Source organism: Nocardia sp. NPDC059764, from assembly GCF_042732555.1.
GTDB lineage: Bacteria > Actinomycetota > Actinomycetes > Mycobacteriales > Mycobacteriaceae > Nocardia.
This window is the reverse complement of the sequence record NZ_JBHWHH010000010.1, coordinates 59196-74456: the sequence shown is the minus strand read 5'-3', so window position 1 is coordinate 74456 and position 15261 is coordinate 59196. Positions and strand designations below refer to the sequence as shown.

Annotated in this window: 12 protein-coding genes; 6 read left to right on the top strand and 6 right to left on the bottom strand. The window is 66.9% G+C overall.

Annotated elements, in window-relative coordinates:
- Positions 1-86: 86 nt before the first annotated feature.
- From gyrA to dnaA, 6 genes are all read right to left on the bottom strand, one after another.
- Positions 87-2600, bottom strand: coding sequence for a DNA gyrase subunit A (gene gyrA, locus ACFV4K_RS03885; protein ID WP_379271863.1), 2514 nt, complete (start codon positions 2598-2600; stop codon positions 87-89).
- Positions 2601-2679: 79 nt separating this feature from the next.
- Entirely contained in the window at positions 2680-4722 is a 2043-nt protein-coding gene (gene gyrB, locus ACFV4K_RS03880; protein WP_379271862.1) for a DNA topoisomerase (ATP-hydrolyzing) subunit B, read from the bottom strand.
- Positions 4723-5144: 422 nt separating this feature from the next.
- Positions 5145-5741, bottom strand: a complete 597-nt coding sequence (locus tag ACFV4K_RS03875) for a DUF721 family protein (protein WP_379271861.1) — start codon at positions 5739-5741, stop codon at positions 5145-5147.
- A gap of 114 nt (positions 5742-5855) precedes the next feature.
- Positions 5856-7028, bottom strand: coding sequence for a DNA replication/repair protein RecF (gene recF / locus ACFV4K_RS03870; RefSeq protein ID WP_379271860.1), 1173 nt, complete (start codon positions 7026-7028; stop codon positions 5856-5858).
- 94 nt (positions 7029-7122) lie between these two features.
- Positions 7123-8292, bottom strand: a complete 1170-nt coding sequence (gene dnaN, locus ACFV4K_RS03865) for a DNA polymerase III subunit beta (RefSeq protein WP_357274908.1) — start codon at positions 8290-8292, stop codon at positions 7123-7125.
- A 780-nt stretch (positions 8293-9072) separates the two neighbouring features.
- Positions 9073-11217, bottom strand: a complete 2145-nt coding sequence (gene dnaA, locus ACFV4K_RS03860; protein WP_379271868.1) for a chromosomal replication initiator protein DnaA — start codon at positions 11215-11217, stop codon at positions 9073-9075.
- Between the two features lie 601 nt (positions 11218-11818).
- On the opposite strand from dnaA, the gene rpmH reads away from it, so the two are divergent.
- The 6 genes from rpmH to rsmG all read left to right on the top strand — a co-directional run bounded on the left by rpmH (position 11819) and on the right by rsmG (position 15255).
- Positions 11819-11962: a 50S ribosomal protein L34 gene (gene rpmH / locus ACFV4K_RS03855; protein ID WP_033085250.1), complete on the top strand. Its 144-nt coding sequence runs from the start codon at positions 11819-11821 to the stop codon at positions 11960-11962.
- Between the two features lie 87 nt (positions 11963-12049).
- On the top strand, positions 12050-12421 hold the full coding sequence (gene rnpA / locus ACFV4K_RS03850) for a ribonuclease P protein component (RefSeq protein WP_379271859.1): 372 nt from the start codon (positions 12050-12052) through the stop codon (positions 12419-12421).
- Positions 12418-12738, top strand: a complete 321-nt coding sequence (gene yidD, locus ACFV4K_RS03845; RefSeq protein ID WP_213558660.1) for a membrane protein insertion efficiency factor YidD — start codon at positions 12418-12420, stop codon at positions 12736-12738. Before rnpA ends, yidD begins: the two co-directional genes overlap by 4 nt.
- 4 nt (positions 12739-12742) lie before the next feature.
- Positions 12743-13825, top strand: coding sequence for a membrane protein insertase YidC (gene yidC, locus ACFV4K_RS03840; RefSeq protein WP_379271858.1), 1083 nt, complete (start codon positions 12743-12745; stop codon positions 13823-13825).
- A 30-nt stretch (positions 13826-13855) separates the two neighbouring features.
- Entirely contained in the window at positions 13856-14392 is a 537-nt protein-coding gene (locus ACFV4K_RS03835; protein WP_379271857.1) for a protein jag, read from the top strand.
- 83 nt (positions 14393-14475) lie between these two features.
- Positions 14476-15255: a 16S rRNA (guanine(527)-N(7))-methyltransferase RsmG gene (rsmG, locus tag ACFV4K_RS03830; RefSeq protein ID WP_379102977.1), complete on the top strand. Its 780-nt coding sequence runs from the start codon at positions 14476-14478 to the stop codon at positions 15253-15255.
- Positions 15256-15261 lie beyond the last annotated feature (6 nt).

Sequence of the window (15261 nt, the reverse complement as noted above, 5' to 3'; positions counted from 1 at the left end):
GTTGGCGTGACCTCGCTGGTCATTCGGCTGATTCGTGGTCAATGGTGAATCCTTCGATCCGTTGTGCCGCCGCTGCTGTGGAGAAACTACTGCTTCGCCGAACCGCTGGTGTCATCTTCGGCAACCTGGTCGGGCTCATCCGCGTTCCTAGCGATCGCGAGCAAAGTATCGCCCTCACCCAGGTTCATCAACCGGACGCCCTTGGTTTGACGACCCGCTTTACGAACCTGGTGCGCCAGTGTGCGAATGACACCGCCGCCGGAGGTGATCGCGTACAGCTCGTCGTCGTCATTGACAATGAGCGCACCGACCAGACTGCCACGCTTCTCGTCGTACTGAATCGTCAGCACACCCTTGCCGCCACGACCCTGCGCGGTGTACTCGTCGATGGCCGTGCGCTTGGAGTACCCGCCCGCCGTCGCGACAAGCAGATAGATGCCCTCCGCGTCACGAACCACGTTGAGCGACAACAGTTCGTCGTCGGCGTTGAAGCGCATGCCCTGCACGCCGGAGGTGGCGCGGCCCATCGGGCGCAGCACCTCGTCATTGGCGTTGAAGCGGATCGACTGACCGTGCGCGGAGACGAGCAGCAGGTCGTCGTCGGCCGAACACAGTGCCGCGCCGACCAATTCGTCCTCGTCGCGCAGATTGACCGCCACGATGCCGCCGGTCCGGTTCGAGTCGAAGTCGGTCAGCTTGGACTTCTTGACCAGGCCCTTGCGGGTGGCCAGCACCAGGTACGGCGCGTCCTCGTACGACTTCAGCTGGATGACCTGGGCGATCTTCTCGTCCGGCTGGAAGGCCAGCAGGTTCGCCACGTGCTGGCCGCGCGCGGTGCGGTTGGCCTCGGGCAGCTCGTACGCCTTGGCCCGGTACACCCGGCCCTTGTTGGTGAAGAACAGCAGCCAGTCGTGGGTCGAGGTGACGAAGAAGTGCTTGACGATGTCGTCCTGCTTGAGACCCGCGCCCTGCACGCCCTTGCCGCCGCGCTTCTGCGAACGGTAGAGGTCGGTCTTGGTGCGCTTGGCGTAGCCGGTCTCGGTGATCGTCACGACCACGTCCTCGCGGGCGATCAGATCCTCGTCCTGCACGTCGCCGTCGGCCGCGATGATCTTGGTGCGCCGGTCGTCGCCGTACTTCTCGACGATCTCCGCCAATTCGTCACGGACGATGGCGCGCTGCCGCTCCGGCTTGGCCAGAATGTCGTTCAAATCGGCGATCTCGGCCTCGATCTTGGCCAACTCGTCGAGGATCTTCTGCCGCTCCAGAGCCGACAGGCGGCGCAGCTGCATGTCGAGGATGGCGGTCGCCTGGATCTCGTCGATCTCCAGCAACTGCATCAGGCCGGTGCGAGCGGTCTCGGTGTCGGCCGAACGACGGATCAAGGCGATCACCGCGTCCAGCTGATCGAGCGCCTTCACCAGACCGCGCAGGATGTGAGCCCGCTCCTCCGCCTTGCGCAGCAGGTAGCGGGTGCGCCGGACGATGACTTCCAACTGGTGATTCACATACAGCCGGATCATCTGATCCAGACGCAGCGTGCGCGGCACCTTGTCGACGATCGACAGCATGTTGCAGCCGAAGGAGGTCTGCAGCTGGGTGTGCTTGTAGAGGTTGTTCAGCACCACCTTGGCGATGGCGTCGCGCTTCACGGTCACCACGATGCGCATGCCGACACGGTCGGAGGACTCGTCGTGGATGTCGGAGACACCCGCGATCTTGCCGTCCTTCACCTGTTCCGCGATGGCATTGATGAAGTTGTCGGTGTTGACCTGGTACGGCAGCTCGGTGATGACGATCGTGGTGCGACCGCGGCTGTCCTCCTCGATCTCCACGACGCCGCGCATGCGGACCGAACCGCGTCCGGTGGTGTAGGCGTCGTGAATGCCCTGGGTACCCACGATCAGGCCCGCGGTCGGGAAGTCCGGACCCTTCACCCGCTCGATGCACGCGGCGAGAGTGGCCTCCTCGTCGGCGTCGTGATTATCCAGCGCCCAATAGATGGCCTCGGCCAACTCGTTCAGGTTGTGCGGCGGGATATTCGTCGCCATACCGACGGCGATACCGTTGGAACCGTTCATGAGCAGGGCGGGCACCCGGCTCGGCAGGACGGTCGGTTCCTGGGTCTTACCGTCGTAGTTCGGGGTGAAATCGACCGTCTCGTGGTCGATCTCGCGCAGCATCTCCATCGCCAGCGGCGTCAGCCGGCACTCGGTGTAACGCATGGCGGCCGCGCCGTCATTACCGCGGGAACCGAAGTTGCCCTGACCGTCGACCAGCGGATACCGCAGCGCCCACGGCTGCGCCATACGCACCAGGGTGTCGTAGATGGCCGTGTCACCGTGCGGGTGATAGTTACCCATGGTGTCGGCGACCGGGCGCGCGGACTTCACATAGCCGCGGTCGGGCCGATACCCGTTGTCGTACATCGCGTACAGGATGCGCCGGTGCACCGGCTTCATACCGTCGCGCACCTCCGGCAGCGCACGGCCCACGATCACGCTCATGGCGTAGTCGATGTAGGAGTTCTGCATCTCCTGCTGGATGTCGACCGGCTCGATGCGGTCGCCACCCGAAGGCGGAAGCGAAGTCTCAGTCATGAATTGGTCTCCGTCAGAAGTTGTGGGTGGTCCTCGCGGCGCGCAGGCAGCGACCCGGAAGGGCCGCTGCCGTCGCGAATTACACGTCGAGGAACCGGACGTCCTTGGCGTTCCGAGTGATGAAGCTGCGGCGAGCCTCCACGTCCTCACCCATCAGGATGGAGAACAGCTCATCGGCCGCGGCGGCGTCATCGAGGGTGACCAGGCGCAGGACCCGCACGCTCGGATCCATGGTGGTCTCCCACAGCTCCTTCGGGTTCATCTCACCGAGACCCTTGTAGCGCTGGATGCCGTCGTCCTTGTTGATCTTCTTGCCGGCCGCCAGGCCACGCTCCAGCAGCCCGTCGCGCTCGCGGTCGGAGTAGGCGAACTCCGGCTCCGAGCGCTGCCACTTCAGCTTGTACAGCGGCGGCATGGCCAGGTACACGTGACCGTGCTCCACCAGCGGGCGCATGAAGCGGAACAGCAGGGTGAGCAGCAGGGTCGAGATGTGCTGGCCGTCCACGTCGGCGTCGGCCATCAGCACGATCTTGTGATAGCGCAGCTTGGCGATATCGAACTCGTCGTGGATACCGGTGCCGAACGCGGTGATGATGGACTGCACTTCGGTGTTCTTCAGCACGCGGTCGATGCGCGCCTTCTCGACATTGATGATCTTGCCGCGCAGCGGCAGGATCGCCTGGTACATCGAGTCACGACCCGACTTGGCCGAGCCGCCGGCGGAGTCACCCTCCACGATGTAGATCTCGGACTTGCTCGGATCCTTGGAACGGCAGTCGGCCAGCTTGCCCGGCAGGCCGCCCAGATCGGTGGCGGACTTGCGCCGCACCAGCTCTCGCGCCTTACGGGCGGCGACGCGGGCCTGCGCCGACGAAACCGCCTTCTGCACAATCGTCTTCGCGTCGGCCGGGTTCGCCTCGAACCAGTGCGAGATGTGCTCGTTGCAGGTGCGCTGGACGAAGGACTTCACCTCGGTGTTGCCGAGCTTGGTCTTGGTCTGGCCCTCGAACTGCGGATCGGCGATCTTGACGCTCACGATGGCGGCGAGACCCTCACGGATGTCGTCACCGGTGAGGTTGCCTTCCTTCTCCTTGAGCAGCTTCTTATCCTTCGCGTACTTGTTCACCACCGTGGTGAGCGCCGCGCGGAAGCCCTCCTCGTGGGTACCGCCCTCATGGGTGTTGATGGTGTTGGCGAAGGTGTGGACGGACTCGGAGTAACCCGAGTTCCACTGCATCGCGACCTCGACCTCGTGGCCGGTGCCCTTACCGGTGAACGCCACGATCGAGTTGTGGATCGGCGTCTTGGTCCGGTTGATGTGCTTGACGTAGTCCTCGAGCCCGCCCGGGTAGTGGTAGGTGCGGGTCTTCACCTTGGGCTCGGCGACCGGCGTGTTCTCGTCGAGATGCTTGGGCGCCTCGGCGGTTTCGCTGACGACCTCGTCGACGATGTCGTCCTCGGCCACCCGCTGATCGGTCAGCGTGATGGTCAGGCCCTTGTTCAGGAACGCCATCTCCTGCAGGCGGCGCGCGACCGTCTCGAAGCTGAAGGTGGTGGTCTCGAAGATGTTCGGGTCCGGCCAGAAGCGGATGGTGGTACCGGTGCGCTTGGTCGGGGCGCCCTGCACCAGCTTGCCGGGCTTGGAGTCCTTGTACTCCTGCGTCCAGTGGTAGCCGTCGGTGTCCACGTCGGCCTGTAGCCGGGTGGACAGCGCGTTCACCACCGAGATGCCGACGCCGTGCAGACCACCCGACACCGCATACGATTCGCCGTCGAACTTGCCACCGGCGTGCAGCTGGGTCATGACCACCTCGATGGTGGGCACACCCTGCGCGTGCATCGCGACCGGAATACCGCGGCCGTCGTCGACGACCTCGACCGCGCCGTCGGCCAGCAGGGTGACATCGACCCGCGAGGCGTACCCGGCCATCGCCTCGTCGACCGAGTTGTCGACGACCTCCCAGATCAGGTGGTGCAGGCCGCGCTCACCGGTGGAACCGATGTACATACCGGGGCGCTTGCGAACCGCCTCGAGGCCCTCGAGGACGGTGATGGAGTCGGCACCGTACGACGTCGGCTTGCCTGACTTGGGCTGGGTCGAGCCGTCTGCGTTGGAGTCCATGGCAGCCACTGGTCGGTAGCTCTCCTTACTTGCTGATCCTCCCGGCACAGTGCGGTCGCACGCGTGAGGCCCACAGACACTGTCTGCCCGAGCTCCGGAACACTGTCTGCTCGAGAGTTACGGGGGCCCACGCGCGGGCGCTACGGAACGCGCCGGGAGGTATCGCCGCTAGTTACTCCCCCATCCTACTGGTACGACCGACAGAGAACCCACCTATGACACCCCTGAGTGGGCCGTACGGTCATGAAATCGACCAGCGATATGACCCGTTATGGGTCCGGGCGGTTCCGGGAGCCTCAGCGGTCGATGCGCCAGGGGACACGCGGGCGTTTGCGCGAGGGTTCGTCGTGATCTCCGAACGTTCCACGTGAAACCAGCGCGTGGACGCCGGGATTCGCGGCCCGAACCCCGGTGACAGCGGCCTACCCGTAGGTGTCGCGCGGACCGCGGCCCTTGATGTGCCGCTCGCCCTTGCGCCAACTCGGCGCGGTCGGGCCATTGATCTTGAGCTGCTTGACCACGCCGTTCCCGACCGCGGCCGCGATCTTCGCCAGGATCTGGGACTGGAACATGCGCAGCTGGGTCGCCCACGCCGTGGACTCGGCCTGAATGCTCAACACGCCGTTCTCCAGCGAGATCGGCTGGGCATGGGAGGCGATGTCCTCCCCCACCACGGCCGCCCAGCGGCCGAACACCGTGCCCTCGGCGACCTTGGCCGACCAGCCGCGCCCCTTCGCCAACTGCATCGCCAGCGCGGCGAACGCCTGCGGATCCCGATCGTCGGGGCCCGCGCCCGACCAGCTTCTGCGGCCCCCCCGCAGGGCCCGGATACCACCCTTGCGCGGCGCGGCCGGCGAAGCCCGCCCCTGCCCCACCGACTTCCCGGCAGCGCGGGCCGCGGCCCGGGCCTCCTCGAGCGCGCGCCGAGCCAGATCGACTCCGCGCAACTCCGGTTCGACGCCCGGTCCGGTCGCACCCGCGCGCGGGGTGTGGTCGTCGGTTTCCGGCGACTCGGCCATCCACAACTCCTTCCACACCTGGGAATCCGGATGATCACCCTCGGTTCGTCACGTGATTCTGCCGCATGCCACCGACGACTCGGCGATTCCCGCCGCCGACGCACGCGGACAACCTCACTCCGCGATCCGGGAGGCTCGCCGATCCGCCTCCCCGGTCGTCTCCACGCGCCGCGGCGCGGCATCGAGTTCGGGCGGAACATCCTCCGGCACCGCCGCGGTGATCAACACCTGCTCCGCGCCCGCGGCCACCCGCGCCAGCGCGCTGCGACGGCGACGATCCAGTTCGGCGAAGACGTCATCGAGGATCAGCACCGGATCGGTTCCCGCGGACCGCAACAATTCGAACGCCCCGAGCCGCAAAGCCAGTGCGAAGGACCAGGACTCACCGTGACTGGCGAAACCCTTGGCCGGCGCGGACCCCAGCATCAGATCCAGCTCGTCACGGTGCGGACCGACCAGGCACACCCCGCGCTCCAGCTCCTTGGAACGCGCGGCGGCCAACTCCCGCAACAGGATCGCCTCGAGCACCTCCTCGTCATCGTCCTGTGGAGAACGCGCGGAATCCAGGAACTCCGGCGGCAGACTCGCACTGCGATAGCCGATCGACGCGGGCCGGGACTCGGGCGCGATATCTGAATAAGCCTGTGCAAGATGTGGATAAAGGTCGTGGACAAGTCGCAGCCGATGCGCGAGCAGCACCGCGCCGTGCGCCGCCAGATGCCCGTCCCACACGTCGAGGGTGCTCATCTCCGCGCCCCGCGCCCCCGAACGGGCATTGCGCCCAGCCGTTTTCAACAGGGCCGACCGCTGCCGCAGCACCTTCTCGTAATCCGCGCGCACCCCGGCCAGGCGCGGCAGCCGGGCCGTGGCCAGCTCGTCCAGGAACCGCCGCCGCTCCCCCGGATCCCCGCGCACCAGCGACAGATCCTCGGGAGCGAACAACACCGTCTGCAGAATCCCCAGGATCTCCCGCGGCCGCCGCACCGGGGAGCGATTGATCTGGGCACGATTGGCCGCGCCCAGATTCAGCTCGATGTCCACCCGCAGCTCGCGGCCGGTGTTCACCACCGTCGCGCCGATCCGGGCCTTCTGCGCGCCGATCCGGATGAGCGGAGCATCGGCCGACACCCGATGTGAGCCGAGTGTGGACAAATATCCGATGGCCTCGATCAGGTTGGTCTTGCCGTTCCCGTTGGACCCCAGGAAAACCGTTCCACCGGGCGAAAGTTCGAGTTCGGCGGCCTCCCAGGACCGGAAATCGCGCAGTGACAGCGCACGCACGTACATCCGGTCAGTCCACCGTCCCCGCGTTTTTCACAGGTTTGTCAACACTGTGCACAGGTGTGTCGTTCGCTCCGAAGCGATGGGTCGCCAAACCTGCTCAGCCCGGCAGCCGCACCGGCATCAACAGGTAGATGTAGCTTCCGGCCAGCGCCGCGAAGGCGCCCGACTCCAGCTGCGCGGGCTCCTCCTCCGGCGCGGGCAGGAACACCGCCGGGCGGCTGGGCGTGGTGAAGCCGAAGGTCACCCGGTCCGAATGCGCGGCGGAGAGGCCGTCGAGCAGGTAGCCGGGGTTGAAGGCGATGGTCAGCGGCTCACCGCGGAAATCGGCGACCAGCCATTCCTCGGCGCGACCCGCGTCGTCGCCACCGGCGGAGAGCAGCAGGCCCTCCTCGGAGAACTCCAGCCGCACCTGGGCGCCGCGCTCGGCCACCAGGGCCACACGCTTGATGGCCTCGGTCAGCGCGCTCACCGCGATGGTCGCGAGCGAGGTGTGCTCCTTGGGGAGCAACTGGCGGAACTTGGGGAATTCCGCGTCGAGCAGGCGCGTGGTGGTGCGGCGGCCGCCGTTCACGATGCCCAGCAGGCCGTCGGTGCCGGTGCCGAACGCCAGCTGCACCGGCTGATCGGAGGCGCCGAGGGTCTTCGCGGACTCGGACAGGGTGCGAGCCGGGACCAGGACCGCGGTCTCCACATCCGCACGGCCCGGCTGCCACTCCAGTTCGCGCACAGCGAGCCGGAAACGGTCGGTGGCGGCCAGGACCACCTTCGGGCCCTCGATCTCCACACGGATGCCGGTGAGCATGGGGAGGGTGTCGTCACGGCCGGCGGCCACGGCCACCTGGGAGACGGCCTCGGAGAACAGATCCACGGCGAGCTCACCGGTCTGCGGCGGGAGCTCGGGAAGCTGGGGATAGTCCTCGACGGGCATGGTCGGCAGCGAGAACTTGGCACTGCCACAGGCGATCAGCACGCGGGTGCCGTCCACCGACACGTCCACCGGCTTGTTCGACAGCGCCTTGGTGATATCGGCCAGCAGGCGGCCCGACACCAGCACCTGGCCCGGACCGGCGACCTCGGCGGCCACCCGCATCTGCGCGGAGACCTCGTAATCGAAACCGGAGACCGTCAGGCCGTCCTCGTCAGCCACGAGGAGTACGCCACCGAGCACGGGCACCGGAGGCCGCGACGGCAGGCTGCGGGCCACCCAGGCTACGGATTCGGCGAAGTCCTCGCGGGCGACCCGAAACTTCATGCTTGCAAGCTCCATCGCCCGGTCTGTCCTCTCCACTGGGGGTCGTTCGGATCTCGAAACGGTAATCGGCAGTCTTGCACACGGGGCCGACACCAAACCGTACCTGCGCGAGACCGACCCGCCTACGCCGACCCACCGAGGCTTTGGCCCGACCCCATCGAGCCTTCCGCTGCGGACCGGTCCCCTCCCTTCTCCTCCTTGCCTCCCGATCGGGTGTGGAGGAGCTGCCCATCGCACCGTGCCCTCCCAACCCGAGTTTCCACACACCCTGTTTTAGAAGAACCTTCTCTAGATGAAGAACTGAAGTAGTAGTAGGTCCTGTTAGTTCTGTGGACTTCGCCTGTTTCCGCAGGTCCGACCGGGCGGCGGCGTGGGGATGTCGTTGGGGTGGCTCGAGGATGAACAGCCGGTGCTTGTGGAGTCACCCGGGAACTCCCCAGCCATCCTCGAGTGATCCTCGAGTTGCTCCCCCGAATCGGGCCGGGATACCCACATGAGGATGGAACCGGGGACTACCCCGTGGATTCCTCGAGGACCTGACAGGGACTCCTCGAGGAATCCACAAGCCGAAAACCCCATCCGCGCAGCTCAGCCCTCGAGGATGAATTCACCTGTGGGATCTGTGGATCGACACCTGTGCACCACTGTGAGTGGCGACCTGTGCGCAACCCCGTGGACAACAGTGGGATTCCTCGAGGACTCCACACCCTTTCCTCGAGGACTCCTCGAGGAATCCACAACCCCGGAAAGCAAAGAACCCCACGTCAGAAGACGTGGGGTCCTGTGGACTGTGGATCAGCGCGAACGCTGTTTAATTCGGGCTGTGAGTTCTTGAACCTGGTCGTACACACGGCGCCGCTCGGTCATCTCCTTGCGCACTTTCTTCTCCGCGTACATGACCGTGGTGTGGTCGCGACCGAAGGCCTGGCCGATCTTCGGCAGGGACAGGTCGGTGAGTTCACGGCACAGGTACATGGCGATCTGCCGGGCCTGCGCCAGCGGCCGCGCCTTACCCGGACCGGTGAGCTCTTCGAGCGTGGTGTTGAAGTACTCCGCGGTCACGGCCATGATCGTGGCCGCCGTGATCTCCAGCGTCGCGGTGTCGGGCATCAGATCCCGCAGCACCACCTCGGCCAGTGACAGATCCAGCGGCTGTCCGTTCAGCGACGCGAACGCGGTGACACGGATCAGCGCGCCCTCCAGCTCCCGGATATTGCGCTCCACTCGGCTGGCGATCAGTTCGAGCACGTCGTGCGGAACGTCCAGGCGGTCCATGCGCGCCTTCTTGCGCAGGATCGCGATGCGGGTTTCCAGCTCCGGCGGCTGCACATCGGTGATCAGGCCCCACTCGAACCGCGTCCGCAGCCGCTCCTCCAGGGTCGCCAACTGCTTCGGCGGCCGGTCGGAGGACACCACGATCTGCTTGTTCGCGTTGTGCAGGGTGTTGAAGGTGTGGAAGAACTCCTCCTGGATGCCTTCCTTGCCCTCGATGAACTGGATGTCGTCCACCAGCAGGATGTCGGTCTCCCGGTAGCGGCGCTTGAACGCCACCTTCCGGTCGTCACGCAGCGAGTTGATGAAGTCGTTCGTGAATTCCTCGGTGGACACGTACTTCACCCGCATGCCCGGGAACAGCCGCTGCGCGTAGTGCCCCGCCGCATGCAACAGGTGCGTCTTGCCCAAACCCGAAGCGCCCCAAACGAACAGCGGGTTGTAGGCGCGCGCCGGCGCCTCCGCGATGGCCACCGCCGCGGCGTGCGCGAAGCGGTTGGACGCGCCGATGACGAAGGTGTCGAAGGTGTACTTCGCGTTCAGGCTGGCCGAGGACGGCGCGGGCGCCGGCTCTCGCTCGGGCGGCCGGTTGAAGTAGGTCGGCCACGAATTGCGGACATTGACCACCGGCTCGTCGTCGCGCGGCTCGTCCACGGGACGGCGCGCGGGCGGCTCCTCGGAGTAGCGCGGCGCGGGCTCCTCGTAGCGGACCGCCGGTTCGTCGGCATAGCGCTGCGGGGCGGGTTCGTCGGCATAGCGCTGCTGCGCGGGTTCGTCGGCATAGCGCTGCTGCGCGGGTTCGTCGGCATAGCGCTGCTGCGCGGGTTCGTCGGAATACCGTTGCTGCGCGGGCTCGTCCGCGTAGCGCTGCGGGGAAGGCTCGTCGGCGTAACGCTGGGGCGCGGGTTCATCCGCGTAGCGCTGCGGCGCGGACTCCTCGGTGTACCGCTGGGGCGCGGGCTCCTCGGTGTACCGCAGCGGTGCGGACCGGACCGGTTCGTCCTCGGGGTCCGAGGAGAACAGCGACTCCTGTCCCGGCGGCATGGGCGCGCCGCGATGGTTGTCCCGCCGCCGGTCCGGCCGCTGACCCAGGGGCGCGCCGGCCGGTTCACCACCCGGCAACGGCCGCTCGGGCGCGGCCGGACGGTCGGCGGTGACGGGCGGCAACTCCTCCGCCATCGGCGGCTGCCCGTATTCCACAGGTGGATAAGCCTCGCGCTCGTCGTACTCGCCCGGGTAGTCCTGGGGAGGTAGGTAGCGCGGCGCGTACTCCGGCTGGGACTGGTACGAGGGCTGTGGACGCTCGGCCATCGGCGGCTCGGGCGCGTACGCCGGGGGCGTCGGTTCGGGCTCGCGGGGGCGCTCCGGGCGGGAGGTCATGCGGGCGTGCCGGGGTGCGTTCGCGGACCGTCCGGCGGGCGGATTCTGCTGCGCGCGGATGCGCACGCCCAGGCCCTCGACCTGAAGTCCGCGGCGGGCGAGCGAGCGCAGGATGAGTTCCCGCAAGTCGCGTTCGACCGTCACCTGCGCCATCGTGCCGGGCACCGAGAGCAGGGCGAACCCCTGCGCGAAGGTGATCGGTTCGATAGTGTTCAGCCACGCCTTGTGAGCCTTGCTGACCGGCTGGATCTCCCCATCCGCGGAGCCACTCGCCAATTCGGCGATCACCTCCGGCCAGACAGCCGTCAGCACATTCTGCTCGTCGTCCACGAACGCAGTCCTCCCCGGATGTAGGTCGATAGGAGCAGACGGTTGCGCTGCTCGGCTCCCCCAGTCACCGGGCGTCGGCGGGTACCGTCGGCCCTACGAATATGCCACTCCAGGGGTATTTCCACACAATTATCCACAGATGTGGACAACCTGGGGATACACGTGTCCGCGTGTCTGATTCCTCGGATCCGGCGCGTACCTGCGGCTTCACAGCTACCAGCTGGCAATACCGCTCGCGGGGCGGAGGACGAGGCCATCCGCGGTCACCGGAAGGGACTGGGAAGGACCGTACACGACACCGGCGTTCCGACACGAACCCTCACCGAACGCCACGCGGAACGATCGATCCAGTCCCGCGAAATCGGGCCTCGACCCCCGAGTTTGACCCTCGTCCAGGGGGTAAGTACCCTTCTACAGTCACCCTATGGTGCGGTGGCGGCTGTCTGCTGCCCGTGCCGACAAGGGTATTGCGCCGAGGGACTCCCGTCCGTCGAGAGCACCGTTTCACCGAACAGCTTCGGGCGTCACCGGACGTCCACCACCTAGAGGAGTGTTGACCGTGGCCAAGGGCAAGCGGACGTTCCAGCCGAACAACCGTCGTCGGGCGCGCGTCCACGGCTTCCGTCTCCGGATGCGGACCCGTGCGGGTCGCGCCATCGTGTCGGCTCGTCGTGGCAAGGGCCGCGCCAAGCTGACCGCCTGATTCGGTAACCCCGGATGCGGCGTCGTATGAGCGACTCGCCGTCCGGTCTCCGGTCCCCCATCCGCCCGCACTCCGCTGGACGCTCAGGTGCTGCCTGAGCCCTACCGGCTGCACCGGCGCACCGACTTTTCCCGGACGGTGCGCCAGGGCCGGCGGATCGGGAGACGGGACCTCGTTGTGCATGTACTGCTACACGACGATCAAGCCAGCGGATCGACCCCGGACATCCAGGTGGGCGGTCCGCGTTTCGGCTTGATTGTCAGCAAGGCGGTGGGTCCGGCGGTGGTACGCCACCGGGTGGCCCGCCGCCTGCGTCATATCTGCGCAAGCCTGACGGCCGAATTGCCCGGCGGCGCAGATGTTGTCATTCGCGCCCTGCCTGGTGCCGCCGACGCGCCTTCGGAAGAACTGCTGCGCCAATTGCACAGTGGGCTGCGCAAGCTCGGCTCATTCTCATGAACGCCTTGCGCGCGGCTGCCCGGTTCCCGGCCAAAGCTCTGATATTCCTCATCGAGCTGTATCGGACCTACATCTCCCCCACCCGCATGCCGGTGTGCCGCTTCACTCCCACGTGCAGTGAGTACGCGGTGACGGCGTTGCGCACCCGCGGACTGTTCGTCGGACTCGGACTGGCAGCCGTCCGTTTGGCGAAATGTGCGCCCTGGCACCCTGGTGGGTGGGACCCCGTGCCGGAGCGCAAGCACCGGCACGCGGCATCAGCTTCAGAACGATCATCGCCTGCGGTGACCGGCCACACGAACGACGGGAGTGCATAGCGCCGTGCTCGACTTCATCTATTACCCGGTGTCGGCCATTCTGTGGTTCTGGCACCAGGCATTCGGGTATGTGCTGGGCAAGAACAGCGGATTCGCCTGGGCCCTGGCCGTGGTGTTCCTGGTGTTCACGTTGCGGCTGGTGCTCTACAAGCCGTTCGTGAAGCAGGTCCGCACCACCCGGCAGATGCAGGAGCTGCAGCCCCAGATCAAGGAGCTGCAGAAGAAGTACAAGAACGACCGTCAGCAGATGACGGTCGAGATGCAGAAGCTGCAGAAGGAACACGGCTTCAACCCGCTCATGGGCTGTCTGCCGGTGCTGCTGCAGGTTCCGGTGTTCCTGGGTCTGTTCCACGTGCTGCGGTCGTTCAACCGCACCGGCACCGGGATCGGGCAGCTGGGCATGTCGCCCTACGACAACGCCCACACCCCGAACTACATCTTCTCCGCGGGTGACGTCCAGTCCTTCCTGACCGCACGGCTCTTCGGCGCTCCCCTCTCGGCGTACATCACCGAGCCGGCGAAGGTGCTGGAGTCCTTCGCCGATTACGGCGGCGTGCCGACCAAGCTGGCCATCGCGCTGGTCTCTATTCCGCTCATGGTGATCGCCGGTGTCGCGACCCACATGAACGCCCGCGCCTCGGTGGCCCGGCAGTCGGCGGAGGCCGCGGCCAACCCGCAGGCCGCCATGATGAACAAGCTGGCGCTGTACGTGTTCCCGCTCGGCGTGCTCGTCGGTGGTCCGTTCCTGCCCGTCGCCATCCTGATCTACTGGGTCTCCAACAACATCTGGACCTACGGTCAGCAGCACCTCGTTTTCGGCAAGATCGAAAAAGAGGAAGAGGAGAAGAAGCAGGCCGCTCTCGAGCGCCGCGCCCAGAACGCCCCGAAGCCGGGCGCGAAGCCGGTCGACGTCCGCAAGAAGCAGTCGAGCACCAAGATCGAGGACGCCGTCACCGACGCCGCCGGCGACGAGTCGCAGAATGGTGTGAACCCCGCGCCCGCCAAGCCGGCCGCCGGCGCCAAGCCCACCACCGGAAAGAAGCGGTCGGGCAACCGTGGTCGCGCCAACCAGAAGCGGCGTCGCTGAGACTTGCAACTCCAGATGAAGGAAACAACCATGACTGTTGAAACCGACGGAGGGGATCCCACTGTGACGTCAGCGACGGCCGCACCGGGCGCCGCGAGCGACTCCGAGGAAGCGCTCATCGAAGAGGGCGAGATCGCCGGCGACTACCTCGAGCAGTTGCTGGATGTCCTCGACTTCGACGGCGATATCGACCTCGATGTCGAGGGCGACCGCGCCATCGTGAGCATCGACGGCGGCAAGGATCTGGCGAAGCTGGTGGGCCGCCGCGGTGAGGTGCTGGACGCGCTCCAGGAGCTGACCCGGCTGGCCGTGCAGCAGGCGACCGGCATCCGCAGCCGGCTCATGCTGGATGTGGCGGGCTGGCGGGCCGCGCGTCGTTCGGAGCTGAGCGCGCTCGGCACCGAGGCCGGCAAGCGCGTGCTGGAATCCGGCGAGCGCGAGGCGCTGTCCCCCATGACTCCGTTCGAGCGCAAGATCGTGCACGACGCCGTGGCCGCGATCGACGGTGTCGTGAGCGAGAGCGAGGGTGTCGAGCCGAATCGTCACGTGGTGGTACTCCCCGCCTGACACGCGGATCGCAGCGGTAGGGCCCCCGGGTTTCGGAAACCCAGGGGCCCTACTCTTTTAGCTACAGTCGTCCCCCCGGAAGGATGTTTCACGTGGAACCAGACACCGAGATGACCGCTCCGGGTCCGGTCGATCCCCCGGCCGCCGCCGCGATCGTTTTCGGCGATCGGCTCGATAAGGCCCGGCAGTACTACACCGCGCTCGCGACCGCGGGTGTGGAGCGCGGACTGATCGGCCCCCGCGAGGTTCCCCGGCTCTGGGATCGCCACATCCTCAACTGCGCGGTGATCGGTGACCTCATCGCACCCGGCGCGCGCGTGGTCGACATCGGCAGCGGCGCGGGGCTGCCCGGCATCCCGCTCGCCATCGCGCGGCCCGATCTCCGGATCACCTTGGTGGAGCCGCTGCTTCGCCGGACCGTCTTCCTCGCCGAGTTCGCCGCCGAAGCGGGTCTGGACAATATCGTCATCGTGCGCGGCCGGGCCGAGCAGGCGGGCGTGAAGAAGGAAGCGGGCGGCGCGGACATCGTCACCTCCCGTGCGGTCGCTCCCCTGGCGAAGCTCGCCGGATGGTCCATGCCGCTGGTGCACGAGCACGGACGGATGTTGGCCCTCAAGGGAATCAGCGCCGCCGAGGAACTCGAGCGCGATCGCGACGAGCTCACCAAGGCGGGCGCGGGTCACGCCGAAGTTCTGGAATGCGGTGTGGGAGTGCTCGAGACGCCCACCTTCGTTATCAGCGCGGAGCGGCTGGCTCGCGCCGAGCGTCGCGCGGAGCGCAAGGCAGGCAGTGCGGAGCGCAAAGCGGCGAGTGCGGAGCGCAAAGCCGGGGGTCGTGGGACCCCGCCCTCGAAGCGTCACTGACGAAGC

What these genes read in the sequence shown, in the direction of transcription:
- gyrA (WP_379271863.1), bottom strand. Translation starts at nt 2,600, where the DNA reads ATGACTGAGACTTCGCTTCCGCCTTCGGGTGGCGACCGCATCGAGCCG.
- gyrB (WP_379271862.1), bottom strand. Translation starts at nt 4,722, where the DNA reads ATGGACTCCAACGCAGACGGCTCGACCCAGCCCAAGTCAGGCAAGCCG.
- ACFV4K_RS03875 (WP_379271861.1), bottom strand. Translation starts at nt 5,741, where the DNA reads ATGGCCGAGTCGCCGGAAACCGACGACCACACCCCGCGCGCGGGTGCG.
- recF (WP_379271860.1), bottom strand. Translation starts at nt 7,028, where the DNA reads ATGTACGTGCGTGCGCTGTCACTGCGCGATTTCCGGTCCTGGGAGGCC.
- dnaN (WP_357274908.1), bottom strand. Translation starts at nt 8,292, where the DNA reads ATGGAGCTTGCAAGCATGAAGTTTCGGGTCGCCCGCGAGGACTTCGCC.
- yidD (WP_213558660.1), top strand. Translation starts at nt 12,418, where the DNA reads ATGAACGCCTTGCGCGCGGCTGCCCGGTTCCCGGCCAAAGCTCTGATA.
- ACFV4K_RS03835 (WP_379271857.1), top strand. Translation starts at nt 13,856, where the DNA reads ATGACTGTTGAAACCGACGGAGGGGATCCCACTGTGACGTCAGCGACG.
- rsmG (WP_379102977.1), top strand. Translation starts at nt 14,476, where the DNA reads ATGTTTCACGTGGAACCAGACACCGAGATGACCGCTCCGGGTCCGGTC.